A 25970-nucleotide genomic window follows, 5' to 3' on the forward strand; every position below is an offset into this window, starting at 1 on the left:
CATGTCCCAAGCCGATCTCGTGGTGCGCTCCGCCGCCCTGGCCACCGATCCCCAGACGCCCGTGGACCTTTTCGTGGCCAAGGGGCGCGTGGTCGCCCTGGTTGCGTCCGGAACCCGCCCCGTGCCCGAGGGCGCGAAAGTGGTGGAAGCCTCCGGCCTCATCCTCCTGCCCGGACTTTCCGACGTGCACGTGCACCTGCGCGAGCCCGGCCAGGAATGGAAGGAGACCATCGCCACCGGTCTTTCCGCCGCGGCCAAGGGCGGATTCGTCAACGTCATGTGCATGGCCAACACCGACCCGGTGAACGATCAGGCCTGCGTCACCGAGACCATGCTGGACAAGGCTGCCAAGTCCCATCCCAAGGGGCCGCGCCTGTTCCCCGTGGGCGCGCTCACCGTGGGACTGGACGGCAAGGCCCTGGCCCCCATGGAGGAGCTCAAGGCCGCCGGCTGCAAGGCCTTTTCCAACGACGGCCGTCCCGTGGCCGACAGCGAGCTCTTCCGTCGCGCCCTGGAATACGCGTCCGATCTGGGCATCCCGGTCATCGACCACTGCGAGGACCCGTACCTGGCCCCCCACGCGGGCGTGAACGAAGGCGTGGTCAGCGCCCGCCTGGGGCTGCGCGGCGCGCCCACGGCCGGGGAGGCCATCCAGGTGGCCCGCGACTGCCTGCTGTCCAAGTACCTCGGCGTGCCCATCCACCTGGCCCACGTCTCCTGCGCGCAAAGCGTGGACATCATCCGCGCGGCCAAGGCCCAGGGAGCGCCCGTCACCGCCGAGACCGCGCCCCACTACCTCATCCTCACCGAGGAGGCCTGCGAGGGCTACGACACCGCCGCCAAGGTCAACCCGCCCCTTCGCACCCGCACGGACCAGCAAGCCCTGCTGGCGGCCCTGGAGGACGGCACCATCGACGTGCTGGCCACGGACCACGCCCCCCACGCCGCCCACGAGAAGGAGACCCCCTTCGACGAGGCCCCCAACGGCATCTCGGGGCTGGAAACCGCCCTGTCCGTCACCTGGGAGCTGGTGGCGCGCGGCGAATTGTCCGCCAAATCGCTCATATCCGCCTGGTGCACCCGCCCGGCGGAAATCTTCGGCCTGCCGCAGAACCGCTTCCAGGAGGGCGACCCGGCCGACTTCATCCTTTTCGATCCCGCTGCCCGCTGGACCGTGACCCCCCAGTCGCTTCTGTCCAAGGGCAAGAACACCCCGCTTCTCGGGCGCGAACTGACCGGACAGGTCAGGGCCGCCTACGTTGCCGGAAAAAACGCGCTTCAAGCATAATCGGGAGAGTTCATGAGCCAGTCTTTCAAGGACGCCGTAGGCATCTGCAAGGCCATCATCCGTAACGGCTACGACGCCTACGTCATCAACGCGAGGCTCCAGAAGCAGCTGCTCGCCGCATCCGACCAGCCCGAGCTGGACATCTGCACCGACGCCACCTTCGACGACCTCTCCAAGTTCTTCCCCAACATCGGGAAGATCCAGGGGGAGGCCTTCGCCCAGCTCAAGGAAGGCGACACGCTGCTCAACTTCTACCAGACCGACACCGCCGAGGCCTCCCACCCCGAGGAATGCCTCGTGCGCCTGACCACGCGCATCGCCAAGAAGCTCACCGAGGATGACGAGCTGCCGCCCAACCTGGCCTGTCCCTACCTGCCCCGCACCGCCGACCCCCTGGACGGCTTCGCGGACTTCTCCGGCGGCGTCATCCGCTTCAAGGGCATCCAGGACCAGACCCTCAGGCAGGACTACCTGCGCGCCATCCGGGCCATGCGCTACTCGGCCAACTTCGGCCTGCCCATCGGCCCCAACTCCTGGATGGCCATCCTGCGGGCCGGACAGCGCGTGCTGGACTACGTGCCCGTCTCGGACATCATGGACGAATGGCGCAAGGTGGAAGCCGAGAACATGCACGTGTTCGTGCGCCTGCTCTACGAATCCATGATCCTGCACGGGCTTCTGCCCGAGATCGCCGCCCTGGCGCGCATCAAGCAGAAGAAGAACGAGACCGAGGAAGAGTCGGTCTTTGAGCACACCCTGGCCGTCATGCGCCACTACCCCGAGGAGCTGCCCTACGACTGGTTCGGCACCCTCTCCTGCCTGTTCCACGACGTGGGCAAGCTGCACACCGCCGAGATCGTGGACGGCCACTGGAACTTCCACCAGCACCACCGAGTGGGCGCCAAGGTCACCCGCAAGCTCCTCACCCAGCTTCGCATGGACCACGACGAGATCGACCTGATCTGCCACCTGGTGCGCCACCACATGCGCTTCCACTTCATGCTCACCGACAAGGGCATCCGCCGCTTCAAGGCCCTGGACGAATACCCGCGCCTGATCGAGCACGCCCGCGCCGACATCAAGGCTCGTGGCGGCAACTACAAGGAATTCAACCACAACTTCAAAATGCTCGACCGCACCGAGGTGCGCGAGGAAGAGCTCGAACCGCTCCTGAACGGCAAGGAGATCATGACCATCCTGGGCATCGCCCCCGGACCCGCCGTGGGCGTCATCCGCGACGCGCTCCTGCAGGCCCAGGTCATGGGAGACGTGCAGTCCGTGGAGCAGGCCGTCGACTTCGTGAAGAAGTACTCCGCCAGGGAGCAGCTCTCCGGATGACCCTGGCCGGAAAGAAACCCAACCTTCTCGATCTGAGCTTCCACCAGCTCGAGGCGCTCCTCGTCAGCCTTGGCGAGCCCCCTTTCCGGGCTCGCCAGGTCTGGCAGTGGCTCTGGCAGAAGGCCGTGGCCTCGCCCCTTTCGATGACCAACCTCTCCAAGGCCCTGCGCGAACGCCTGGCCGAGGCCGCGGAAATCCGCATGCCGCGCGTGGCCCAGAAGCTCGAAAGCTCCGACGGAACGGTGAAGTTCGTGCTCGACCTGGACGAGGGCGAAAACGCCGCCTCCATCGAGACCGTGCTCATCCCCGAGAAGACCCATTACACCCAGTGCCTTTCCACCCAGGCCGGGTGCGCCATGGCCTGCACCTTCTGCCGCACCGGCCAGATGGGGCTCACCCGCAACCTGACCCCGGGCGAGATTCTGGGGCAGATCCTGGTGGCCAAGGCACATCTCGCGGCCGTGGACACGCGGCTCAACCTGCGCAACCTGGTGTTCATGGGCATGGGCGAGCCCCTGCTCAACTACAACAATCTCCTGCAAGCCATCGAAGCGCTCCACCACCCCCAGGGGCTCGACTTCTCCACCCGGCGCATCACCGTCTCCACAGTGGGCATCGTGCCGGGAATACTGGAGTTCGGGCGCTCCGGCATGGGGGCGCTGGCCGTGTCGCTGCACGCCCCCACCCAGGAGCTGCGCGAGAAAATCATGCCCAAGGCGGCAAAGGCGTTGCCGCTTAACAAGCTCATCGAGACGCTGAAGCAGATACCGCTCAAGCCCCGGGAAACCATCACCTTCGAATACGTGCTGCTGGGCGGCGTCAACGACTCCCTGCAGCAGGCCAAGGAGTTGGTGCGCATCCTCTCGCACGTCAAAGGCAAGGTGAACCTCATCGCCTACAACGAATCCCCTGGCCTGCCCTACAAGACGCCAGACCCGGCCGCCGTGGAGGCGTTCCAGAAGGCCCTCTGGGACAAGGGGATCACCGTGACGCTCAGAAAGAGCAAGGGGCGGGATATTTTCGCGGCCTGCGGGCAGCTCCTGGCCGCGCACGAGATGGGAGAGGAGAAAGAGTAGGAGACGAAGAGGGAAGACGCCTCCGGCGGCCAAAGGGACCAGTCCCTTTGGAATCCCCTTTGGCTTCGCGCCGATCGATGTGAAACCGGAGATGTGAAACCGGATCAGTCTTGAGCGGGTGATTCCGGTGAAGCTGCGCGGGGCTCCCCGTTCCTGCGCTTCGCCAGGCATCTCGCAAGCGCCGCCGTCAGATCCTCGGCATTGATCGGCTTGGAGATGTAGTCATCCATGCCCGCGGCAAGAAACCGTTCCCGGTCGCCGACCAAGGCGTGGGCGGTCAGGGCCACGATGGGGATGTCCCTGCGGTCCTCCCCGGCCTCCCCGGTCCTGATCCGCTGGGTGGCCTCCTCGCCGTCCATCATCGGCATCCGCACATCCATGAGCACCACGTCGAACGGCTCCCGCCGCAAGGCGTCGAGGGCTTCCAGACCGTTGTTGGCCAAGGTCACTGTGTGGCCGGCTCGTTGCAAGAGCGACACGGCCAGTATCTGGTTGACCGGGTTGTCCTCGGACAGAAGGATTTTGAGCGCGGGCAACGGCGCGGCCGGGGCCAGATGGTCGACAACGTGGTCCTGCTCCTGTTCCTCCGCGCCCAGCCCGAACCGGGCGGTGAAAAAGAAGGTGCTCCCCCTGTCCATCTCGCTCTCCACCCAGATGCGGCCGCCCATCATGCCCGCGAGCTCCCTGGAAATGGTGAGACCGAGCCCGGTCCCGCCGTACTTGGGGTCGGGGATGTGGGCCTGGGAGAAGCTCTCGAATATTTTCCCCAGCTTGTCGGGAGAAATGCCGACCCCCGTGTCCTGGACCGCAAACACGAGCGTAACGCCCTCCTGGCCGGGAGGATGCCCGGCCCCCCGCTTCACGGCGACCGCAACCCGGCCCTGCTTGGTGAACTTGATGGCGTTTCCCAGAAGATTGATGAGTATCTGCCGCAGGCGCATGGCGTCCCCGATCAGACTGTTCGGCACGTCCTGGTCAACCGAGTGGGTGAGCCTGAGCTTCTTCTCCTGAGCCGTCAGCTCGAACGACTCCAGCACGAGTTCCAGAAGCTCCCGGAGATGAAACTCTTTCTTCTCCAGTTCGATCTTGCCGGCCTCGATCTTTGACAGGTCCAGGATGTCGTTGATGATGGCCAGCAGGGCTTCCCCGGACTGCTTGGCCAAGAGGAGAAACTCGCGCGCCTTCGGCTCGGTGCAGGTCTTGAGCGCCAGGCCGGTCATGCCCAGGATGCCCGTCATGGGGGTCCTGATCTCGTGGCTCATGTTGGCCAGGAACTCGCTTTTGGCCCGGGTGGCCGCCTCGGCCTGCTCCACGGCCTTCACCAGATTGGTCTCCAGGACCTTGCGCTCGGAGATGTCCACTCCGGAACCGATCACGGACGTGATTCTCCCGGCCTCGCGCAGCGGGGCGGCGCTCAGGAGAAATGTCTTGATGGAGCCGTCCTTGTGCACGAAGGGGACCTCCCGATCGATGATCGAAAAGCCTCCCGACACGACCTGGCTGAAAATCTCGTCCGCATCGGCGGCAAAGTCCTTGGGCAGGAAATCCGTAAAGTAACGTCCGAGAACTTCCTCGGCGGGGTATCCGGTTATCCGCTCGCAGGCCTTGTTCTCGGTCAGAAACCGACCGTCCTTGCCCAGCACGAACACGGCGCAGTGGCTGGTGTTGATGAGCAGTTCCAGGAATTCCTTTGTCTGGCGCAGGGCCGTATCGGTTTCCACCCGCTCGGTGATGTCCTGGAACGTGACCACCGCGCCCATGCTCGAACCATCCGCGCGCCGGATCGGAGCGGCGTTCATTGACAGCCAGCGGACCGCCGCCGCCTCGCCGCGACTGAACCTGTAGACCGCGTTGATCACCGTCTCGCCCTTCAAGGCCCGTGAGCCGGGCAGGTCTTGCGCGGGCACGGCCTCGCCTTCCGGGCTCTCGAAGCGCACGGCCTTCACCCGCTCCTCAAGGGGCAGGGACATCTCCGCCTGGGTGTAGCCGTAGACGGCCTGGCCGGCCTGGTTCATGCGGACGATCCTGCCCTGGAAGTCCAGGACGATCAGCCCTTCGGCCACTGCGGAGAGAGCGGATTCCAGCTCCCTGGCCCGCCATTCGGCATCCTCCCCGGTCTGCTGCACTTCGATGAGCTGACCGGGAACGTCATTGGTCTGCGTTGCCATATTGATTTCGTCCATCATGAGACCAAATGATTGATTCAGCAAAGCTCACGCCGCCACGCGCGCTCCGTAACCATGACGGACACCTGTCGATTTCAATTAATAAGAAATACTTTCGCGGCTTGAATGTAAAGTTCTTTCGCGATTCGCCGCCCAATCCGGCAGGGGGCTCGGCCGCGCGGGAGACCCGGCCCGCCGCTATCCCGGCTTCACCGCGGAAAAAAGCATTCCCACCGTCACCGGAGAGCTCTTGAACCCCGTCTCGCCGTGGCACTCCACCTGCGTGAACCCGGCCTTGGCGATCATGTCCAGGAACACCGTTCCCGGTATGGCTCCCCCCTTTCAGGTGAACCAGGAGGCCACCATGTCCTCCCTGGACAAGGGCGGCGGGCCGGTGAGGATCTGGTCCGCTATCTGGAGCCGCCCGCCGGGCTTGAGAACCCGGAAAGCCTCTGCCAGAGCCTTCTTCTTGTCGATCACAAGGTTGTAGACGCCGCTGGACGTCACCAGGTCGAACGTGGCGTCCTCGAAGGGCAGCGTCTCGGCGTTGCCTTCCACGAACTCGGCGTTTGACGCGCCTGACGCCTGGGCGTTCTCACGGGCCTTGGCGAGCATGGCCTGGGAGCTTTCCAGGCCCACGGCCCGTCCGCCCGGCCCGGCTGCCCCGGCCGCGATGAGCGTATCCACGCCGCAGCCGCAGCCCACGTCCAGCACGTGGGCGCCCTTGCCCGGCAACCCCATGGCGAAGGGGTTGCCCACGCCGCAGAAGCACTCCCGTACGGGCTTGGGGAGATGTTCGTACCACTCGCGGCGGTAGCCCAGCCCGGAAAGCCCCGACTCTCCGGTGGGATACTTGAACTGTCCGGGCGCTCCGGCCGCGACCTTCTCGTATTTGTCACGCAGGCTGGCCTCGATCTGCACGCGTTGCTCGTTGGTGATTTCCATAGAGAATTCCTATTCTTAAAGACTGATCAAATCAAGTATCTCGATCGATTGTCATCCTTGGCTCGCACTTGCCATTTTTGCCAAACAAATTACCATCACCCCAAGACGCACGCGAGGAGGAACGCCAATGAGCATCGATTCGGCCATTGCCTACATGACGCGCATGCGAGACGACGCCGAGTTCCGACGCAAGGTCAACGAGTGCGACGATCCGGCCGCCAACTGGGCCTACCTGCGGGAAAACGGCTTCGACTTCAGCGTGGACGAGTTCAAGCTGGCCCAGAAGCAGGTCTACGAGGTCCACGGCACGGACCAGCTGCCCTACGCCGAGTAACGTCATGGCGGCCGCTCCCCTGCGGCTCCCTGCCCCGCCGTACACGGCGAGTTCCCCCCGATACGGCCTGCCCGTTTGACCGCCAGCGCCTTTTTCCCTATTTCTCGTCTCTTGACCAATACGGGAAAAAGGACGCACCCATGAGCGAGACCGGAAAAGAGCATCTGGACTTTTTACGCACCATCGTGGCCGAGGACCTGGAAAGCGGCAAGCACGCAAGCGTGGCCACCCGTTTCCCCCCCGAGCCCAACGGCTACCTGCACGTCGGGCACGCCAAGTCCATCTGCCTCAACTTCGGCATCGCCAAGCAGTTCGGCGGCACCTGCAACCTGCGCTTCGACGACACCAACCCCACCAAGGAAGAGCAGGAGTACGTCGACTCCATCCAGGCCGACGTGCGCTGGCTGGGCTTTTCCTGGGACGACCGCATGTACTTCGCTTCCGACTACTTCGAGAAGCTCTACGAGTTCGCGGAAATCCTCATCCAGAAAGGCCTGGCCTACGTCGACGACCAGACCGCCGAAGAGATCCGCGAGGCGCGCGGCACCCTGACCGAACCCGGCATCGACAGCCCCTACCGCGACCGCTCCGTGGACGAGAACCTGCAGCTGTTCCGCCGCATGCGCGCGGGCGACTTCCCCGACGGGGCGCGGGTGCTTCGGGCCAAGATCGACATGACCTCGCCCAACATCGTCATGCGCGACCCCACGCTCTACCGCATCCGGCACGCCAGCCACCACCGCACCGGCGACGCCTGGTGCATCTACCCCATGTACGATTTCACCCACTGCATCTCGGACGCGCTGGAGCACATCACCCACTCCATCTGCACCCTGGAGTTCGAGAACAACCGCGAGCTCTACGACTGGGTGCTGGACAACCTCCCCGTGCCCGCGCGCCCGCGCCAGTACGAGTTCGCGCGCCTGAACCTGACCTACGTGGTGGTCAGCAAGCGCCGCCTGATCCAGCTGGTCACCGAAGGCCACGTCACCGGCTGGGACGACCCGCGCATGCCCACCATCCAGGGGCTTCGCCGACGCGGCTACACCCCCGAGGCCATCCGCCTGTTCGCCGAGCGCATCGGCGTGGCACGCGCCGCCAACACCGTCGAGATCGAGATGCTCGAGGCCTGCCTGCGCGAGGACCTGAACGACCGCGCCCCGCGTGCCATGGGCGTGCTGCGCCCGGTGAAGGTGGTCATCACCAACTATCCCGAGGAGCAGGAAGAGGCCTTCGAATGCGCCAACCATCCCGAGAAGCCGGAGATGGGCACGCGCAAGATCCCCTTCAGCCGCGAGCTGTACATCGAGCGCGACGACTTCCGCGAGGTGCCGCCCAAGGGCTACCACAGGCTCTCCCCCGGCAAGGAGGTGCGCCTGCGCCACGCCTACTACGTCACCTGCACCGGCGTGGTGAAGGACGAGGCCACCGGCGAGGTGACCGAGATCCATTGCACCTACGACCCGGCCACCAAGGGCGGCTGGTCCGACGACGGCCGCAAGGTCAAGGGCACCATCCACTGGGTGAGCGCCAGGCACGCCGCCTGGGCCGAAGTGCGCCTCTACGATCGGCTCTTCACCAAGCCCGACCCCATGGACGTGGAGGAAGGCAAGGACTTCAAGGACTACATCAACCCGAACGCGCTCGAGACCGTGCACAACTGCCCGGTTGAGCCGAGCCTCGCCCAGATGCACCCCGAGCAGTTCTTCCAGTTCGAACGCCTGGGCTACTTCGTGGCCGACAGGCGCGAACACGGGCCGGACCGGCTGGTGTTCAACCGCTCGGTCGGCCTGCGCGACTCCTGGGCCAAGCAGGAGAAGAAGGGCGCGTAAGACGGGGCTCCGCCCCGGACCCCGCAAGGGCTCTGCCCTGGACCCGGCAAGCCTTACATCGATCGACGCGTAGCCGTGCAGGATTCCAAAGGAACTTCGTTCCTTTAGCGGGAGAGTGCAGAGAGGGCGCCGCCCTCTCTGCCCGCCGGAGGCGTCTACTCTCCCTTGGAGGCTCTTCATGCTTTGGGACCGCCACGACCTCGAGCGCTACGAGCGCTGGCTGGCCTCGTCGCAGGGCGCGTATGCCCTGGCGCGCGAGTGCCGCCTGCTCGAATGGCTCACGGCCGCGTGGCCCAGGCGCGGGCGATCGCTTCTGGAAGTGGGCTGCGGCCCCGGATTCTTCCTGGATTTCTTCCACCGGGCGGGATTCGACGTCACGGGCCTGGACAAGTCCCCGGTGATGATCGAGGCCGCGCGGCAACGCCTGGGCGAGCGGGCCGAGTGCAACCTGGGCGACGCCCACCACCTGCCCTACGAGACGGACCAGTTCGACTATGTGGCCCTGCTGACCCTCTTGGAGTTCGTGGAGGACCCGCGCAGGGTGCTCATGGAGGCGGCGCGGGTGGCCCGGCGCGCTGTGCTGGTGGGCTATTTGAACCGTTTCTCGCTGTACCGGCTGGCGAGCAAGAATCACGCGCTCCTCGGTCAGGCCAAGTGGTTCACGCCCTGGTCCATGCGCTCGCTCACCCGTTCGTCCGTGGGGCTCGCGCCCGTGCACGAGGGCAGCGTGCTGCCCGGGCCGCCCTGGACCTGGAACGAGGGTTTCCCGTTCTGGGGGCTCGGGTCGCTGGTGCTGCCTGTGCCTGTCGGCGCCTATTGCGCCTTCGCCGTGGACCTGACCACGGAGCCTCCGCTGACGCCCCTGGCCGCCCGGGCCTTTGCCCAGCCCACAAAGAGCTTTTGACAAGTCAAGGTGTTGGGGCTAACAGCCCTCTTTTGCCGGACGCATGCCGTCCGAGGGACATTTATGGAAAAAATCCAAAAAATCAAAGGTTTCGCGGACATACTGCCTCCGCAATCCCACGTGTACGACCTCCTGGAGCAGACCGCCAAGGCGGTTTTCGCTCGCTACGGCTACAAGGAGGCGCGCCTGCCCATCCTGGAGCGCACCGAACTGTTCTCGCGCTCCATCGGCGAGGAGACGGACGTGGTTCAGAAGGAGATGTACACCTTCCCGGACCGCAAGAACCGCTCCCTGACCATGCGCCCCGAGGCCACGGCGGGCGTGGTGCGCGCCTATGTGGAAAACGGCCTGCACGCCCAGGAGGAGCTGACCAAGCTCTACTGCGCAGGCCCCATGTTCCGCTACGAGCGCCCGCAGAAGGGCCGCATGCGCCAGTTCCACCAGATCGACGTGGAGGCCTTCGGGTCCGCCTCGCCCTACCTGGACGCCGAGATCATCTTCATGCTCTCGCACTTCCTCACGGAGCTGGGCATTGCCGATCTGAACATCGAGCTTAATTCACTGGGGTGCCCCGAGTGCCGCCCGGCCTACCACGACGCCCTGAACGAGTACTTCCGGGGCTTCGACGCCGGGCAGCTCTGCGAAGACTGCATGCGCCGCAAGCTGACCAATCCGCTTCGCGTGCTGGACTGCAAGGTGCCCGCGTGCAAGGAGCTGACCCGTTCGGCCCCGCAGATTTCCGATTACCAGTGCCCCTCCTGCAAGGAGCACTTCGAGACCGTCACCGGCCTTCTGGACAAGGGCGGCCTGGCCTACACCCTGAACCCGAGGCTGGTGCGCGGCCTGGACTACTACGTGCGCACCACCTTCGAGGTGACTTCCGGCAAGATCGGCGCGCAGTCCGCCGTTGCCGGGGGCGGGCGCTACGACGGCCTGGTGAAGACGCTGGGCGGGCCCGACCTGCCGGGCGTCGGTTTCGCCTGCGGCATGGAGCGCCTGGCCATGCTCATGGGCGATCCCCAGCCGCCCGCGCCGGATTTTCACCTGGCGGTGCTCGGCGAGGCCGGCCTTGGCGCGGGGCTTCTTCTCGCGCAGAAGCTGCGCGACGCCGGTCTCTGCGGCGAATGCGCCCTGTCGGCCAAATCCGCCAAGAGCCAGATGCGCGCCGCCGGCAAGTCCGGAGCACGCTTCTGCCTGATCCTGGGCGACGCCGAGATCGAGGGCGGGACCGTGCAGGTCAAGGACATGGCCGCCGGCACCCAGGACACCGTCCCTCAGGACGCCCTTTTGGAACATCTTCGCACATAATTTTTGGAGCACACGCCTCATGGACCAGATTCTGACCGCCGACGAGACCCCCCGCGCCACCGATCCCCTCGGAGACTGGCGGCGTTCCCATTCCTGCTGCCAGTTGACCGCCAAGGACGTCGGCTCCGATGTATGCCTCATGGGCTGGGTGCAGTTCCGCCGCGACCACGGCGGGCTCATCTTCGTGGACCTGCGCGACCGCGTGGGGCTCACCCAGGTGGTCTTCAGCCCCGACCACGCCCCCGAGGCCCACGGGCGCGCCCACGTGGTGCGCTCCGAGTACGTGCTGGCCATCAAAGGCACCGTGCGCCCCCGCCCCGAGGGCATGGCCAACCCCAACATGGTCACGGGCGAGATCGAAGTGGTGGTCAACGACTGGAAGCTCCTGAACACCTCCAAGACTCCCCCCTTCGCCATCGAGGACCGCGTGGACGTGGGCGAGGCCCTGCGCCTCAAGTACCGCTACCTGGACCTCAGGCGCCCCAAGCTGGCCCAGAACTTCGTCCTGCGCTCCAAGGCCGCCCAGAGCGTGCGCCGGTATCTTGACGGACTCGACTTCCTGGAAGTCGAAACCCCCATGCTCACCAAGTCCACGCCCGAGGGCGCGCGCGACTTCCTGGTGCCCAGCCGGGTGAACCTGGGACAGTTCTTCGCCCTGCCCCAGTCGCCGCAGCTCTTTAAGCAGCTGCTCATGGTGGCCGGGCTCGAGCGCTACTACCAGATCGTCAAATGCTTCCGCGACGAGGACCTGCGCGCCGACCGCCAGCCCGAGTTCACCCAGATCGATATCGAGATGAGCTTCGTGGACGAGGAACAGGTCATGGACATGGCCGAGGGCATGGTCCGCACCCTGTTCAAGGAGTGCCTGGACGTTGAGCTGCCCAACCCGTTCCCGCGCATGACCTACGACGACGCCATGCGCGACTACGGCCTGGACAAGCCCGACGTGCGCTTCGACCTGAAGCTGTGCGACGTCACCGACATCGTGCGCGGCTGTGAGCTGCGCGTGTTCGCCAAGGCCGAGCTGGTCAAGGGCCTGCGCGTCGAGGGCGGCGAAAACATGACCCGCAAGGAGATCGACGAGCTCACCGAGTTCGTGAAGATCTACGGGGCGCAGGGACTGGCCTGGATCAAGATCCGCGAGAACGAGTGGCAGTCGCCCATCGCCAAGTTCTTCTCCGACGCCGAGCGCGCCGAGCTGGCCTCCCGCCTGGGCCTCAAGGTGGGCGACATCGTGTTCTTCCAGGCCGGCGCGTCCGACATGGTCAACACCGCCCTGGGATACCTTCGCGTGCAGCTGGGCGAGCGCCTGGGCCTCATCGACGAGAGCGCGTTCAAGCCCCTGTGGGTCACCGATTTCCCCCTGCTGGAATACTCCCCCGAGGACAAGCGCTGGGTGGCCAAGCACCATCCCTTCACCTCGCCCAAGGACGGACACCTGGAGATTCTCGGCACCGACCCCGGCAAGGCTCTTGCAAGGGCCTACGACATGGTGCTCAACGGCAGCGAAATCGGTGGCGGCTCCATCCGCAGCCACACGCTTGAGAAGCAGTCCGCCATGTTCGAGGCCCTGGGCATCGACGCGGCCGAAGCCGAGGAGAAGTTCGGCTTCCTCTTGAACGCGCTGCAGTTCGGCGCGCCCCCCCACGGCGGCATCGCCTTCGGTCTGGACCGGCTGACCATGCTCATGGCCGGAGCCAAGTCCATCCGGGACGTGATCGCCTTCCCCAAGACCCAGAAGGCCACCTGCCTCATGACCGAGGCTCCGGGCGTGGTCGCGGCCAAGCAGCTGCGCGAGCTCGGGATAAAGCTTCGGGAGAACGTGGCCAAGGACGGCGAATAGACCCATGGTCCGCAAGATACTCAAATACCCTGATCCTATCCTGTCCCAGAAGGCCCAGGAGATCACGGAGATAACCCCCGAGGTCAGAGAGCTGGCCAAGGACATGGCCGAAACCATGTACGAGAAGCGCGGCATCGGCCTGGCCGCGCCCCAGGTGGGCGAATGCTGCCGCCTGATCGCCGTGGACGTCTCCGGCCCCGACGATCGCAACGACTTGCGCTTTCTGGTGAACCCCGTCGTGGTGCACAAGGAAGGCGAGGTCTTCGAAGAGGAAGGCTGCCTGTCCGTGGCCCAGTTCCGCTCCAAGGTGAAGCGCGCGGAAAAGGTCGTGGTCCGCGCCAAGGACCTTGACGGCAACGAGGTGGAGGTGCCGGCCGACGGCATCCTGGCCATCTGCCTGCAGCACGAGATCGACCACCTGGACGGCATCCTCTTCATCGACAAGGTGAGCCGGCTCAAGCGCACGCTCTACGACAACAAGATCAAGAAATGGCTCAAGGCCAGGCAGGCGGGCGGTTGAGAATCGTCTTCATGGGAACGCCCGACTTCGCCGCGGCGACGCTTAAGAAAGTCATTCAGTCCGGGGCGGGCGAGGTCGTGGGGGTCTACTCCCAGCCCGACCGCCCGTGCGGACGCGGCCACAAGTGCGTGCCCTCGCCGGTCAAGCGCCTGGCCCTGGAGCATGGCGTCCCGGTCTTTCAGCCGCTTAATTTCAAGACGCCCGAGGCCGTGGCCGAGCTTGCCTCGCTTACGCCCGACGTGCTGCTTGTGGCCGCCTACGGGTTGATCCTGCCCCAGTCGGTGCTGGACATCCCCAAACTCGGCCCCTGGAACGTGCACGCTTCGCTTCTGCCCAAGTACCGGGGCGCAGCCCCCATACAGCGGGCCATCCTGGCGGGCGAGACCGAAACCGGGATCACCATCATGCGCATGGAGGCGGGGCTGGACACCGGCCCCATGCTCATCCGCCGGGAAGTATCCATTGGGCCCGACGAGGACGCCGGGTCGCTTCACGACCGCCTAGCCGCGCTTGGCGGCGAGATGGCCGTGGAGGCCCTCGGCATGCTCGCGACCGGACCAGTCGCCCCCGTTCCCCAGGACGGCGCCAAGGCCACCTACGCGGCCAAGCTCACCAAGGACGACACCCACATTTTCTGGGACCGGCCCGTGCAGGAAGTGCACAACCGCATCCGCGCCATGTCCCCCCGGCCCGGCGCGTTCTTCACCCTGGCCATCCCGGGCGAAAATCGCCAGATTCGCCTCCAGGCGCTTCCCGGACGCTATTCCCAGGGCGTGGCAGCCGATGCCCCTCCAGGATGCGTCCTGGGGCTTTCTGAGGGCATGCTTCGTATCAGCTGTGCCGATGGAGTCTACATGCTTCCATCTATAAAGCCCTCGGGCAAGCAGTTCATGGACGCCACCGCATTTTCATGCGGCTATCTGAGCAAGGTCGACCCGGGCTTGCCCCTGGTCTGCCCGCCTCCCGCCGATCTGCTGTAAGGCGGATACAGGGCGGATCCCTGCTGGGCTGTGGGGCGCCGCCCCACCTTCCTGGTTGCAATTGCCTCCAAACAGATTACCTAGTCACCAACGTATGGAAATTGTCGAATCCTCCCGCAAGCGGTTGTTCATCGGGCTCATCACCGCCACGTCGCTGGTGGTCTGCGCCGTCTTGGCCCTTCTCTGGATCGTGCCCACCATCGGGCTCGACCACATCCACCCCTGGGCCCCGGCCATCTGGGGAGGCGTGGTTGCCGCAATCATCCTCCTGGTGGCCTGGGCCAGCCTGGGGCTCATCCTCTCCGTAGCCGCCGGGCGGACCCTCCCGCTCTCCAGGCGCTCGCGCGGGCTGACCATCAAGCTGTTCCTGCCGCTCATGATCATCTTCGCCAGGCTGTTCGGCATCTCCAAGGAGCGGGTGCGCAACTCCTTCATCAAGGTCAACAACGAGCTGGTGCTGGGCCAGGGCAAAAACTACCGTCCCCACGAGATACTGCTGCTTCTGCCCCACTGCCTGCAGTCGAGCACCTGCGCCGTGCGCCTCACATACGACATCAACAACTGCAAGCGCTGCGGCCTGTGCCCCGTGGCCGGACTGCTGGCCCTGTCCGAAGCCTACGGCGTGCACATGGCCATCGCCACCGGCGGCACCATCGCCCGGCGCATCGTCGTGCAGAAGCGGCCCAAGCTCATCCTGGCCGTGGCCTGCGAGCGCGACCTGTCCAGCGGCATCCAGGACACCTACCCCCTGCCGGTGTTCGGCATCCTGAACGACCGCCCCAAGGGCCCCTGCCTGGATACCCTGGTGCCCCTGGACCAGCTTGAGCACGCCTTGCGCCATTTCCTGCAGACCCAGGCCAAGCCCGTCCTCTTTCTGCCCAGGTTGAACGCCCCGGCTTCGGCCACCAAATGACCAAAACGCAGTTCCCCATTCCGCCGTCGCGCGCCGCAGCGCTCACGGCCATCGAGCAGGCGCTTCCCTCGAGCGGCAAGCCAGGCCAGGACCTCCAGGCCGCCCTGGACAACACCCTGCGCCAGGTCGAGGACCCGCGCGACCGGGGGCTGGCCACCGAGCTGGCCTACGGCTACTTGCGCCTCAAGGGCCGCATGGACTTCCTGGTGCGCACGCAACTGTCGCGCCCGGAAGGCACGCAGCCGCTCATCGTGCGCATCCTGGGCATCGCCGCCTACGAGCTGGTGCACCTGGGCTCCATTCCTCCCCACGCCACCCTTTCCTGGGCCGTGGACGCCGTGAAGGCCCGCTTCGGCCAATCCCAGGGCAACCTGGCCAACGCCGTGCTCCGGCGCATCCAGGATCTGGGGGCGGACGCGGCCGATCGCCCGTTTTACTCCGCCCACAGCCGCTCCCATCTGGGAGAAGCCGCCGCGTGGTATTCCTGTCCCGGCTGGCTTGCCGACCTCTGGCGGCGCGACTACGGCGTGGAAGAGGCTGTCGGGCTCATGCAGGCCCAGCTTTTTGCGCCCCTGACAGGGCTCAGGATCAATTTCACGAAGGTGGGCGCGGCCGAGTTGTTCGAGGAGCTTTCCGCGCGCCCAGGTCGCCTCTGGAGCGCTTCCCCCTGGGTGGGCTTCGACACCGCCGCCGCTGGCCCTGCCCTGCCCGAGGTAAGACGCCTGGAGCAGGAGGGACTCGTCAGCCGCCAGTCCCCTGCCGTGGGCGACATCCTGCACCGCCTGAGCAGCCCGAGCTGGCCGGACCCGGTCTGGGACGCCTGCTGCGGCCGGGGCGGCAAGACCCTGGCCCTGCTGGAGCAGGGGCGCACGCACGTCTTTTCCTCAGACCCCAACAGAAAGCGCCTGCGCGGCCTGGGCCCTGAAGCCCTGCGCCTGGGCCTCGAAACGCCCCTGACCTTCCTGGCGGACGCCGCCAACCCGCCGCTTCGCGCGACCGAGGGGACCATCCTGGTGGACGCCCCCTGCTCCGGCCTTGGCGTGCTCTCGCGCAGACCCGACGCCAAGTGGAAGCGCACCCGCGCAGACGTGGACAACCTGGCCCGCATCCAGGCTGGGATTCTCACCGCCTGCGCCCGGGCGCTCAAGCCCGGCGGCCGCCTCGTGTACATGACCTGCACAATGACCAGGCAGGAAAACGACCGCCAAGCCGAGTTGATCGATTCCCTGGGGCTTTCCTGCGTGGCGCTGGCCGAGCCGGTGAACGGCCCGGCACTGCGGGAATTCTTCTGGGGCGGGGTGTGGAAGAAATAATTCGTAATACGATTCGATGACGAACCGTATTCAGTTTCCGGCGTAACCACGCAAGTCCTTGACGCGGTCCTCGGTCATCAACGCTTCCTGATTGATGCGGGTGTACTGGGCCAGGCCCTGGTCGCCCACGGTCTTGGCGGCCAGGCGCCCTTCCGCCTCGCGCCAGCGCATCCAGGCTTCCTGGGCTTTCCTGGCCGCATCAGCGAAATCCTTGTCCTCGGAATCGAGCAACTCTCCGTAGAGCGTGGCCATCTCCCGCTCCGCGGCGCGCAGGCGCAGGGTGGCGCACTCGGTCATTTCCTGGACGTCCTTGGGCCGCTCGCAGTTCTGGGCCGCGCCAGGGGCGGCTGCGCATGCCAGCCACAGGGCCGTGGCCACGGCGCAGGCGATGCTTCTCGCCGTGCCTTCACGAAATACGTCCATGAACTGTGACGACCTCCCTCTTCAAAACCGCGTGCGTCAGTCGCCGATGTCGTCAACCACCGGGCGCGCGCCCGAATCGCGGTACATCTTCAGATGGTCCAGGTGGTCCTTGTTGTCGGCCAGCTCCATGTACTTGCGCACGAACTGGTCGAGGTTGGCGGCCGGAATGACGAACTCCCCCTCGGTTCCCCTGCGGACGTAGGGAAAATGTTCCTTGAGCAGGGCCGCATCGGTGATGGCGTCCCCGAGCAATCTGCAACCGGTCATGTGCCCTCCTTGGTTCTTACGCTCACGCGCTCCACGACCTTGCCGTAATACTCGCTGCCCGTGTCGATTGCCAGGCCGCGCGCCCGGGCCTCCATGACCTGCAGCTTGAGCATCCTGCGGTGCGTGCCGCGTTCTTCCGGGCTCGAGCGCAGCATGGCGTCCAGTGAACAGACATCCCGGGCCTTCGTCCCTTCGTCCAGGTAGCCGCCGTTCTTCAGAAGCTTGTAGGCCATCTTGAGCTCGTCCGGCACATTGGCGTCCTCGTCCAGGTTCAGGGGGCGTCCCTTGCCGGGCAGGTCGTCGAAATCGCCGCGCTCCATGGCTTCCCGGATGCGTTGCTCGGCCACGATCTGGATGGCGGCGATCATTTCGCCGCCCCCCCGGCTAAAGCCCCGGACCGGACCTCCGACAGCCACGCCCCGGCCTGGGTTCCCATGGACGAAAGCGCCTGGGCCGCCGCGTCCGCGATGGCCTGGGCCTCGAAGGCCCTCACCGGGACACTGGCCGTGAACTGGCTCGAAGCGAGCAGCTTGGCCCCCTCCCCGTCCCAGAGCTGGCAGCTCCCGGCAGCGTTCAGCACCAGGGGGTTCTCCTGGAGCTCGAACACCGTCATGGTGCCCGTGAGGGTCGCGCCGCCCTCGGTGGTGGAACGCACCGGCCAGGCCGCGGCCAGGCCCGGAGCGCAGTCCACGCCGCGCACCACGGCCTGCTCGAAGAGTTTCGCAGGGGAGGCTTCCCAGTACCAGCGCAGGCTGGGCGAGGACACCCTCCCCCGGGCCACCATGACCGCCTGCCTGTCGATTGATTCCGCGGCCTTGAACGTGCGCACCGCCACCACGAGCCGCCCCTGGGACGGGCCGGACTGCTGCGCGCAGGGCTCCGCCCCGCTCACGCGCAGGTACTGCTCCACGGGGCCGCCCTTGCCGATGCACCCGCCGAGCAGGGCCAAACCCAAAACGACGGTAACGGATTTCCTCACGGCTTGCGCTCCTTGGGCTGGCTTATGATTTCCCACGGCCGCTCGCGCAGCTTGGCCGACAACGCCTTCACGTCCGCGCTGACCCGCTCCACGTTGTCCAGGATGTCCTCCAGCCGGGCCTGGTCTTGGCGCACGGCTTTGTGCACCGTGTCCGTGAGCCCGCCCACCTGCTTCACCTCGCCCCGGATGTCCGCGAGGGTTTTCTCCAGCTCGCGCTTGACGCCGTCCACGGCCTTGTCCACGGCCGCCAGTGACTTGGAGGCGCTTGCCGCCACGTCCTTGCCGCTTGCGGCCAGCTGTCCGAAATCCTGCCTGAACCGGGCCGCCGTGGCGCGCAGCTCGTCGACCATGCCCGGGGCCTTGGCCAGCAGCTCGGCTATGCGCTCGGAATTCTCGCTGGAGAGGATTTGCTCCAGGTGCTCGGCCACGCGCTCCAGGTGGGGGCGCAGCTCGGAAAGTATCTCCCCGGCCATGCCCGCCAGTTGGGACATGTCCACGGTCTCCACGGCCGGTATGAAGCTGCCGGGGTTCATGGGCTCGCCCAGGGCTCCTTGCGGCTCCAGGAAGACGTAGTAGTCGCCGACCAGCCCCTTCTGGGCGATGCGGGCCACCACGCCCTGGCGCATTTCGATATGCTCGGTGAGCCCGATGATCACCCGGATCATGCGTGGGTCTTCCGCGTCCACGCCGATGGCCAGGATGCGCCCGACGTCCAGGCCGCCGTACTTGACGGGCCGCCCGGCGGACAAGTCCTTCACGTTCTTGAAGCGGATGTAATAGACGGAGAGCTCCTCCCAGAACCGGTACCCCCCCAGCACCACCACGAACGTGCCCAGGATGGCCAGGCACAGGGCGATGGCCAGGCTGGCCTTGATGGTCTCCTTGACGTGCTCTTTTTGAGAATACACTGCGTCCGCCTTGCCGTTTGCGTTATGTACTGCGCTCGCCGCCGCCCTGCCCGTTGCCGCGCGTGGGCCGCCGGTCCAGGAACTGCCGCAGAAAGGGGTCTTCGTTGTTTCGCAGCGCATCCGGAACACCCTGGAAAACCGGAATCCCCTTATTGAGCACTACCACATGATCGGCGATTGTGAAAACGCTTTGCAGGTCGTGGGAAACCACCACGATGGTCATGCCGAAGGCATCCTTGAGGTCCAGGATCATCTGGTCCAGGTCCGCCGCGGTGATGGGGTCGAGCCCGGAAGTGGGCTCGTCACACAGCAGGATGCGCGGGTCCAGGGCCAGCGCCCGGGCCAGGCCGGCCCGCTTGCGCATGCCGCCTGAGAGCTGGCTCGGGAAGAAATCTGCAAAATCGCCCAGGCCCACCAGGGAGAGCTTGATGCCCACCATGGTCTCTATGGTCTCCTCGTCCAGGGAGGTGTGTTCCCGGATGGGCAGGGCGATGTTCTCGGCCAGGGGTAAGGAACCGAGCAGCGCCCCGTCCTGGAAGAGCACACCCATGCGCTTTCGTATCTCGCGCATTTCCGGTTCCGAAAGGCCGTAAAGGTCGGAATCCTCCAGCCAGACATGGCCCGCCGTCGGCTGGAGCAGGCCCAGGATGGTCTTGAGCAGGGTGGACTTCCCCCCTCCGGAACCACCCAGAATTACTGATATTTTACCGCCTGGCAAGACGGCGGTTACGTCCTGGAGCACGGTCAGGTCGCCGTATCCCACCTGGATGTCCTCCAGCCGGATGTCCGGGGCGGCGTGGGTATGTGTCCAGTCGAGGCTCATGTCAGCGGGAGATGAAGCTCAGTGCGGTGAAGAAGAGGTCCAGCAGCACGATGAGGAAGATGGACTGCACCACCGACCGGGTGGTGCGCCGCCCCACGTCCAGGGCTCCCTCGCGCGCCAGGTATCCTTGCCAGCAGCCGATCAGGGTGATGGCCAGCCCGAAGGCCAGGCTTTTCACCAGCCCGGAGGTCATGATGCGCAGGGTGATGAAGTTGGCGGTCTGCTCGTAGTAGCCCTTGGCCGACAGGCCGAGCACCGTGACCGAAAAGATTCCCCCGGCAAGCACGCCCGTGAAGTCGGCCCACAGGGCCAAAAGCGGCGACATGACCGCCATGGCCACGCATTTGGGCCAGACGAGGTAGCGCACCGAATCGAGCCCCATGACCTCTAGGGCGTCGATCTCCTCCGAAATCTTCATGGTGGCGATCTCTGCCGTGAATGCCGCGCCCGCCCGTCCGGACAGAATGAGCGCCGTGAGCAGCGGCCCGAGTTCCGCCACGATGCTGATGCCCACAAGATTGGCCACGTAGGAGAGCGCCCCGACCTTTTCCAGCTGCTGGGCCGCCTGCAAGGCCAGGATGATGCCGGTGCAGGCGGCGATGGTGCTGACGATGGGCAGAGAATCGGCGCCGACCCAGGCGAAATGCCGCCAGGTCTGCCAGCTCATGTAGGGTTTTCCGGTGAATGGCCGGCGCAGGCAGCCCAGGAGCCGGTTGACGAGCCAGATGAATTGTTGGGATTCGCTGGCCATCGTCCACCCCTAGAGCCCGAAAAGTTCCCCGATCTGCGTGAGTGTGAAGAGCTTGTTCACTTGGCTGGACACCCCGACCACCCGGATACCCCGATTCTGGGACTTGAGGTGTTTCCGGATCTCAATGAGCACCGCCAGCCCGGAGCTGTCGATGTAATTCAGCGAGGAAAGATCCAACAGGAGGTCCCCCTGGAACGTCTGGGCGAAATCCTTGATCCAGGTGCGCACATCCAGAGAGTTCGAGAAATCAACCTCTCCCTCGATGGTGGCTGTCCCGCTGGCCTGGTTCCCAGTGGCTTTCCAGACCGTGGTCCGCTCATCCGACGACATGGGCGCTCCTCATTCGATGTCCAGCCACGTTTCCACCCTGGGCGGCTCCACGCTGCGGATGGCCTCGCGCAACGCCTCCGGCGAGGCCACTGCGGCCCCAACCTGCCCGACCACGATTCCTGCCGCGTAGTTGGCCAGCACGCTGGCCCGGGGCAGATCGTACCCTGCCCCCAACGCCATGGCCAGCACGGCCATGACCGTATCCCCGGCGCCGGTGACGTCGTAGACGTTGCGTGCCACGGTGGGCACGTGCAGCACCCTGCCCGGACGCTCGAAGACGGCCATGCCCTCGGCTCCCAGGGTGATGCACAGCTGGCGGCAGCGCAACCGCTTGAAGATCGCGAGACCGGCCTTGATGACCCCGTCGCGCCCGGACGCCTTGACCCCAGCCAGTTCCCCGGCCTCCTTGGCATTGGGTGTGAGCAGGTCGGCATGGGCGTAGAGGGAGGCGTTGACCGTCTTGGGGTCCACCAGGATCAGCGGGGCCTTGCCGCCCTCGGCCTCCAGACCGCGCAGGGTGTCCATGAGTTTGGCGCACACCACGCCCTTGCCGTAATCGGACACCACCACCACGCCGTGACGCCGGGCCACGGACCTGAGCAGCCCGTCAAGGGCGTCCAGGCTCCCTCCTTCCAGCTCGCGCGACTCCTCGCGGTCCACCCTGAGCATTTGCTGGTTTCGGGCGATGATGCGGGTCTTGATGGTGGTCATGCGGCGCTTTTCCACCACCAGGTGTCCCGGCAGGCCCTCCTTGGACAGGAGCTCCTGCAGGACCGACCCCGGATCGTCCGCGCCGATCACGCTCACCAGCTCAGGCTTGCCGCCAAGCGCGGCGATGTTCCGGGCCACGTTGCCCGCCCCGCCCAGAAGGTGCTTTTCACTGGCCACGCGCACCACCGGAATGGGGGCTTCCGGCGAGATGCGCTCGGCGTCGCCCGCCAGGTAGTGGTCGAGCATGACGTCGCCCACCACCAGCACCGGCACCCCGGCCAGGCGCTCCACGGCGTCGGCGAAATTCCGGCCCGGGGGATCGCTAGGCATCGCCTACGCCCCACTCCGCCAGCAGCGCCCGAAGCTCCTCCTGGGAGCCGTAGGAGAAGGTGATCTTGCCCCGGCCGCCGTCGCCGCCGATCTTCACGTTGGCCCTGAAACGATCCCGCAACCTGGAGGCCAGATCGACGAGTTCCTGGGACGGCTGGGGGCGCTTGCGCTTGCCCTCGGCCGGCCTGGGGGCCGGCAGCGCCCCTTGCGGAGGCAGTTCCCCGTGCTCCTTCCAGTGAGCGGCCAGGTCTTCGGCTTCGCGAACCGACAGCCCTCCTGCGGTGACGCGCTTCCACAGCTCGGCCTGCACCCCGGGATCTGTGACGGACAGAAGGGCCCGGGCGTGCCCGGCGGTGATGTCGTCCTTGAAAAGGCTTTCCTGGATGTCTTGCGGAAGCTGGAGCAGGCGCAGGCTGTTGGCCACGGAGGAGCGGCTCTTGCCCACCTTCTGGGCCAGAGCTTCCTGGCTCATGCCGAAGGCGCCCTGAAGCTGGTCCAGGCCCTTGGCCTCTTCCAGGGCGTTCAGGTTCTCGCGCTGCAGGTTCTCGATCAGGGCCAGGGCCAGGCTCTGCTCGTCCGTGACTTCCCTGACGATGGCCGGGATGGTGTCCTTTCCGGCGAGCTTGCTGGCCCGCAGGCGGCGTTCACCGGCCACCAGCTCGTAGCCGCGCTTGCCCGAGGAATCCGGGCGCACCAGAATGGGCTGCAGCACGCCTTGCTCCTTGATGGAGCTGGCCAGATCCTCAAGGGCCTGGGGGTCGAACTCGAGCCTGGGCTGCCTGGGGTTCGGCCTGACCTCGTCGAGTTGCACCAGAACCACTTCCGGGTGCTCGCTCCCCACGGACATTCCCTTGAGCAGCACATCCAGCCCGCGGCCCAATCCTTTCGCTCCCGCCATTACGACCCCCTTCTCCGTACTCGGCGCACGGCTTGACTTCACTTGCGAACTCCTTACCTTGAACTGCGCGGCTCACGCAACCGCTACCTCCGCACGGAGGAATCCCTAGTTACCGGAGGATGAACGTGCCTGTCACCAAAGTTCACTTTCAACCCGTCTACGATCAAGGCAAAAACCTGCTCGGCGTGTTCTTGAGCCCCGAGTTGTGGGCCAAGGCTCAGGCCGAGATTTCCCCGGCCATCGACAAAGCCCTGGAGGAACTGGACCCTTCCACGGTGAAGATTCCGCCCGAGCCCATGAAGGACTGGGAGCTTCTGGCCCAATACTGGGACTTCCAGTACGAACTTCCCGTGGACGTGTCCTGCGAACATTGCGGCAGCTCCACCCAGGACTGGCAGAAGGACGAGCCCCGAAAATTCCGCCTGCGCACCGCCACACTGGGCGGACTGGCCAATTTCGAGTGCCAGAAATGCCGCTCACGCATCATCAAGAAGCACTTCAAGAACAAAGTCGACGTGGAGTGCCGCCCCTACGTCGAAAAATAAAGGGCAGGAGCCTCGCGGCTCCTGCCCCTCTTCCCGCCTGTAGGCCGCGTCACACCGGGACGCGGCAGAGAACTTCCTTGGCCAGCCCCAGATACGCCTCCGCCCCCTTGGACTTGACGTCGTAGTCGATGACCGACTGTCCGTGGCTGGGCGCTTCGGACACCCGGACGTTGCGGGGGATGAGCGTCTCGAAATGGTGCTTGGGAAAGCACTTGCGGATCTCGCGCTTCACATGCCGGTTCAGCTTATTGCGCCCGTCGTACATGGTCATGACCACGCCCAAGAGGTGCAGGCCTGTGTTGAAACGCTTGCGCACCAGCTCGAAGGTTTTGAGCAGCTGGGCCACTCCCTCCAGGGCGTAGTATTCGCACTGCAGCGGCACCAGGAGTTCCGTGGCCGCGCACAGGGCGTTCAGCGTGACCAGCCCCAACGAGGGGGGGCAGTCCAGCAGGATGAAATCGTATTTCTCGCCCAACTCGGCCACCACTTTGCGCAGGAAGTTCTCCCTGCCCTGCTTGTCCACCAATTCGATGTCGGCGGCCACCAGGTCCGAGGTGGAGGGGAGCACGTTCAGATAGGGCAGCGACGTGTCGTAGACGGCGTCCCAAACCTTTTCGGGCTCGTAAAGGATGGAGTAAAGATTCTCCGCGACGCTTTCAGGGTAGATGCCCAGGCCGCTGGAAGCGTTGGCCTGGGGGTCACAGTCGATCAGGAGAGTTTTTTTTTCCATCACCGCCAGAGCGGCCGCCAAGTTGACAGCCGTGGTGGTCTTGCCCACCCCGCCCTTCTGGTTGGCGACTACAATACATCGGGCCATAGGCACCGAACCTCCGGTTCATCCGGATTGTTTCACGTGAAACAATCTAGGATTTGTAAGTCCGATGGCAGTAATCCTGGGCATCCTGCAAGGAGTCCACAAGACGAATGGCATCTTCACGTTTCCCTTTCTTGACGGCCTGGAGAAGCTGGTTTGCCAAGTGGGCGAAATCTTCAGCTTCGCCGACCCAGACCTCATCCGCTTGGGCATGAAGTTGGGTAGAAAGGCGAGCAAATTGGTTGACGATCTTTTCCTCGGGAATCTGCCCGTCCTGGGTGACTTCAAGAATACCCTGGAAGGCGTCGTCAAGAGCGGTTTTTAAGGCGCGAAAATCCATCTCCGTGTACCTGCGGGGGCTGTTAAAGTGATTGAGTTTATAGGGGTGTAAGGAAGGCGGGCTGCACTGTCAAGTGCGTCAGACGTTGTAATAGCCTTTATACCAAGAAACAAAACGCTCGATGCCTTCCTCGATTGGGGTGCTGGGCTTGAAACCAACGTCCCGGATAAGGTCATCAACGTCGGCGTACGTTTCGGGAACGTCCCCAGGCTGCATGGGCAGCATGACCTTGCGCGCCTGCCTGCCCAGAGCCAACTCCAGCGCTTCGATGTAACGGGTCAGCTCGATGCTGTTGTTGTTGCCGATGTTGTACAGCCGGTACGGGGCCGGGCTGCTGCCCGGATCGGGAGCGTCGCCGCTCCAGTCGGGATTGGGCTTGGGGTCCTTGAGCGACGCCAGGACCACTCCCTCCACGATGTCGTCAATGTAGGTGAAGTCGCGCTTCATCTTTCCATTGTTGAACACCTGGATGGGCCGGTCCTCCATGATGGCCTTGGTGAAGAGGAACAGGGCCATGTCCGGGCGGCCCCATGGGCCGTAGACGGTGAAAAAGCGTAGGCCCGTGCAGGGAAGCCCGTACAGATGGCTGTAGGCGTGGGCCATGAGCTCGTTGGATTTCTTTGATGCGGCGTACAGGCTGATGGGGTGGTCGACGTTGGAATGGACCGAGAACGGCATGTTGGTGTTCAGGCCGTACACCGAACTGGAGGACGCGTACACCAGATGCTGAACCTTGTTGTGCCTGCACCCTTCCAGAAGATTGGCGAAGCCCACGATGTTGGACTGCACGTAGGCCATGGGATTATCCAGGCTGTAGCGTACCCCGGCCTGGGCGGCCATGTTGATCACGTGGGTGAACTGGTTGTTGGCGAACAGGGAGTCGAGATCCTCGCGGGCGGAGAGATCGAGCTTCATGAACGTGAAATGCTCGTTGCGCTGCAGAATCTTCAGACGATCTTTTTTCAGGGCGACGGAATAGTAATCGTTGAGATTGTCGATCCCAACCACGGTGAAGCCCATTTCCAGAAGCCTGTTCGCAAGGTGAAAGCCGATGAAACCGGCCGCGCCGGTAACGAGAAATTTCATGCAAAG

Annotated in this window: 28 protein-coding genes; 13 read left to right on the top strand and 15 right to left on the bottom strand. The window is 65.1% G+C overall.

Going from position 1 to position 25970, the window contains the following annotated elements:
* Position 1: 1 nt before the first annotated feature.
* Genes ML540_RS00105 through rlmN form a run of 3 tightly spaced genes read left to right on the top strand, consistent with a single transcriptional unit; the run spans position 2 to position 3702 of the window.
* Complete coding sequence (locus ML540_RS00105; RefSeq protein ID WP_243357607.1) at positions 2 to 1288, top strand: dihydroorotase; 1287 nt, start codon at positions 2 to 4, stop codon at positions 1286 to 1288.
* A gap of 12 nt (positions 1289 to 1300) precedes the next feature.
* On the top strand, positions 1301 to 2626 hold the full coding sequence (locus ML540_RS00110) for an HD domain-containing protein (RefSeq protein ID WP_243357609.1): 1326 nt from the start codon (positions 1301 to 1303) through the stop codon (positions 2624 to 2626).
* Entirely contained in the window at positions 2623 to 3702 is a 1080-nt protein-coding gene (gene rlmN / locus ML540_RS00115; protein WP_243357611.1) for a dual-specificity RNA methyltransferase RlmN, read from the top strand. Before ML540_RS00110 ends, rlmN begins: the two co-directional genes overlap by 4 nt.
* Positions 3703 to 3806: 104 nt before the next feature.
* Here the strand turns inward: rlmN and ML540_RS00120 are convergent, their stop codons facing one another.
* Together ML540_RS00120 and ML540_RS00125 are read right to left on the bottom strand one after the other, a co-directional pair.
* Entirely contained in the window at positions 3807 to 5870 is a 2064-nt protein-coding gene (locus ML540_RS00120) for a PAS domain-containing hybrid sensor histidine kinase/response regulator (protein ID WP_243357612.1), read from the bottom strand.
* 195 nt (positions 5871 to 6065) lie between these two features.
* The gene (locus ML540_RS00125; RefSeq protein ID WP_272483572.1) at positions 6066 to 6812 is read right to left on the bottom strand and encodes a methyltransferase domain-containing protein; all 747 of its coding nucleotides are present in this window, start codon (positions 6810 to 6812) and stop codon (positions 6066 to 6068) included.
* Positions 6813 to 6939: 127 nt separating this feature from the next.
* Between ML540_RS00125 and ML540_RS00130 the strand changes: the two genes are divergently transcribed.
* The 9 genes from ML540_RS00130 to ML540_RS00170 all read left to right on the top strand — a co-directional run bounded on the left by ML540_RS00130 (position 6940) and on the right by ML540_RS00170 (position 16759).
* Positions 6940 to 7146 (top strand): Nif11-like leader peptide family natural product precursor, encoded by a 207-nt coding sequence (locus ML540_RS00130; RefSeq protein ID WP_243357616.1) that lies wholly within the window; start codon positions 6940 to 6942, stop codon positions 7144 to 7146.
* Between the two features lie 140 nt (positions 7147 to 7286).
* Positions 7287 to 8978 (top strand): glutamine--tRNA ligase/YqeY domain fusion protein, encoded by a 1692-nt coding sequence (locus tag ML540_RS00135; protein WP_243357619.1) that lies wholly within the window; start codon positions 7287 to 7289, stop codon positions 8976 to 8978.
* A gap of 178 nt (positions 8979 to 9156) precedes the next feature.
* Positions 9157 to 9882, top strand: a complete 726-nt coding sequence (locus ML540_RS00140; RefSeq protein WP_243357621.1) for a class I SAM-dependent methyltransferase — start codon at positions 9157 to 9159, stop codon at positions 9880 to 9882.
* 63 nt (positions 9883 to 9945) lie between these two features.
* On the top strand, positions 9946 to 11190 hold the full coding sequence (hisS, locus tag ML540_RS00145) for a histidine--tRNA ligase (protein WP_243357623.1): 1245 nt from the start codon (positions 9946 to 9948) through the stop codon (positions 11188 to 11190).
* Positions 11191 to 11209: 19 nt separating this feature from the next.
* Positions 11210 to 13033 (top strand): aspartate--tRNA ligase, encoded by a 1824-nt coding sequence (aspS, locus tag ML540_RS00150; protein WP_243357625.1) that lies wholly within the window; start codon positions 11210 to 11212, stop codon positions 13031 to 13033.
* A gap of 4 nt (positions 13034 to 13037) precedes the next feature.
* Positions 13038 to 13553, top strand: coding sequence for a peptide deformylase (def, locus tag ML540_RS00155; protein ID WP_243357627.1), 516 nt, complete (start codon positions 13038 to 13040; stop codon positions 13551 to 13553).
* A gap of 11 nt (positions 13554 to 13564) precedes the next feature.
* Positions 13565 to 14533, top strand: a complete 969-nt coding sequence (gene fmt, locus ML540_RS00160; protein WP_243357629.1) for a methionyl-tRNA formyltransferase — start codon at positions 13565 to 13567, stop codon at positions 14531 to 14533.
* Positions 14534 to 14627: 94 nt separating this feature from the next.
* The gene (locus ML540_RS00165) at positions 14628 to 15446 is read left to right on the top strand and encodes a DUF116 domain-containing protein (RefSeq protein ID WP_243357631.1); all 819 of its coding nucleotides are present in this window, start codon (positions 14628 to 14630) and stop codon (positions 15444 to 15446) included.
* Positions 15443 to 16759 carry an RsmB/NOP family class I SAM-dependent RNA methyltransferase gene (locus tag ML540_RS00170; RefSeq protein ID WP_243357633.1) on the top strand — a complete coding sequence of 439 codons (1317 nt, stop codon included), beginning with the start codon at positions 15443 to 15445 and terminating at the stop codon, positions 16757 to 16759. The genes ML540_RS00165 and ML540_RS00170 overlap by 4 nt, the downstream gene beginning before the upstream one ends.
* A gap of 30 nt (positions 16760 to 16789) precedes the next feature.
* Here ML540_RS00170 and ML540_RS00175 read toward each other — a convergent pair whose 3' ends face one another.
* From ML540_RS00175 to ML540_RS00220, 10 genes are read right to left on the bottom strand one after another with little or no spacing between them, the layout of a single operon-like run.
* Positions 16790 to 17182, bottom strand: coding sequence for a lysozyme inhibitor LprI family protein (locus tag ML540_RS00175; protein WP_243357635.1), 393 nt, complete (start codon positions 17180 to 17182; stop codon positions 16790 to 16792).
* A 36-nt stretch (positions 17183 to 17218) separates the two neighbouring features.
* Positions 17219 to 17449, bottom strand: coding sequence for a hypothetical protein (locus ML540_RS00180; protein ID WP_243357637.1), 231 nt, complete (start codon positions 17447 to 17449; stop codon positions 17219 to 17221).
* Positions 17446 to 17817, bottom strand: a complete 372-nt coding sequence (locus ML540_RS00185) for a DnaJ family domain-containing protein (protein ID WP_243357638.1) — start codon at positions 17815 to 17817, stop codon at positions 17446 to 17448. The genes ML540_RS00180 and ML540_RS00185 overlap by 4 nt, the downstream gene beginning before the upstream one ends.
* Positions 17814 to 18428, bottom strand: a complete 615-nt coding sequence (locus ML540_RS00190) for an ABC-type transport auxiliary lipoprotein family protein (protein ID WP_243357640.1) — start codon at positions 18426 to 18428, stop codon at positions 17814 to 17816. The genes ML540_RS00185 and ML540_RS00190 overlap by 4 nt, the downstream gene beginning before the upstream one ends.
* Positions 18425 to 19336, bottom strand: coding sequence for an MlaD family protein (locus ML540_RS00195; RefSeq protein ID WP_243357642.1), 912 nt, complete (start codon positions 19334 to 19336; stop codon positions 18425 to 18427). Before ML540_RS00195 ends, ML540_RS00190 begins: the two co-directional genes overlap by 4 nt.
* 22 nt (positions 19337 to 19358) lie before the next feature.
* Positions 19359 to 20159, bottom strand: a complete 801-nt coding sequence (locus ML540_RS00200) for an ABC transporter ATP-binding protein (protein WP_243357644.1) — start codon at positions 20157 to 20159, stop codon at positions 19359 to 19361.
* Position 20160: 1 nt separating this feature from the next.
* Positions 20161 to 20910 carry an MlaE family ABC transporter permease gene (locus tag ML540_RS00205; RefSeq protein ID WP_243357646.1) on the bottom strand — a complete coding sequence of 250 codons (750 nt, stop codon included), beginning with the start codon at positions 20908 to 20910 and terminating at the stop codon, positions 20161 to 20163.
* A 9-nt stretch (positions 20911 to 20919) separates the two neighbouring features.
* The gene (locus tag ML540_RS00210) at positions 20920 to 21240 is read right to left on the bottom strand and encodes an STAS domain-containing protein (RefSeq protein WP_243357648.1); all 321 of its coding nucleotides are present in this window, start codon (positions 21238 to 21240) and stop codon (positions 20920 to 20922) included.
* A 9-nt stretch (positions 21241 to 21249) separates the two neighbouring features.
* Positions 21250 to 22281, bottom strand: coding sequence for a bifunctional heptose 7-phosphate kinase/heptose 1-phosphate adenyltransferase (locus tag ML540_RS00215; RefSeq protein WP_243357651.1), 1032 nt, complete (start codon positions 22279 to 22281; stop codon positions 21250 to 21252).
* On the bottom strand, positions 22274 to 23179 hold the full coding sequence (locus ML540_RS00220; protein ID WP_243357653.1) for a ParB/RepB/Spo0J family partition protein: 906 nt from the start codon (positions 23177 to 23179) through the stop codon (positions 22274 to 22276). Before ML540_RS00220 ends, ML540_RS00215 begins: the two co-directional genes overlap by 8 nt.
* A 125-nt stretch (positions 23180 to 23304) precedes the next feature.
* Between ML540_RS00220 and ML540_RS00225 the strand changes: the two genes are divergently transcribed.
* Positions 23305 to 23724, top strand: a complete 420-nt coding sequence (locus ML540_RS00225; protein WP_243357655.1) for a hypothetical protein — start codon at positions 23305 to 23307, stop codon at positions 23722 to 23724.
* A 49-nt stretch (positions 23725 to 23773) separates the two neighbouring features.
* On the opposite strand, the gene ML540_RS00230 is transcribed toward ML540_RS00225, so the two are convergent.
* From ML540_RS00230 to ML540_RS00240, 3 genes are all read right to left on the bottom strand, one after another.
* Positions 23774 to 24541, bottom strand: a complete 768-nt coding sequence (locus ML540_RS00230; RefSeq protein ID WP_243357657.1) for a ParA family protein — start codon at positions 24539 to 24541, stop codon at positions 23774 to 23776.
* Positions 24542 to 24587: 46 nt separating this feature from the next.
* Positions 24588 to 24878 (bottom strand): GAK system XXXCH domain-containing protein, encoded by a 291-nt coding sequence (locus tag ML540_RS00235; RefSeq protein ID WP_243357659.1) that lies wholly within the window; start codon positions 24876 to 24878, stop codon positions 24588 to 24590.
* Positions 24879 to 24956: 78 nt separating this feature from the next.
* Positions 24957 to 25964: an NAD-dependent epimerase gene (locus ML540_RS00240; protein WP_243357661.1), complete on the bottom strand. Its 1008-nt coding sequence runs from the start codon at positions 25962 to 25964 to the stop codon at positions 24957 to 24959.
* Positions 25965 to 25970: the final 6 nt, after the last annotated feature.

Source organism: Fundidesulfovibrio terrae, assembly GCF_022808915.1.
GTDB lineage: Bacteria > Desulfobacterota > Desulfovibrionia > Desulfovibrionales > Desulfovibrionaceae > Fundidesulfovibrio > Fundidesulfovibrio terrae.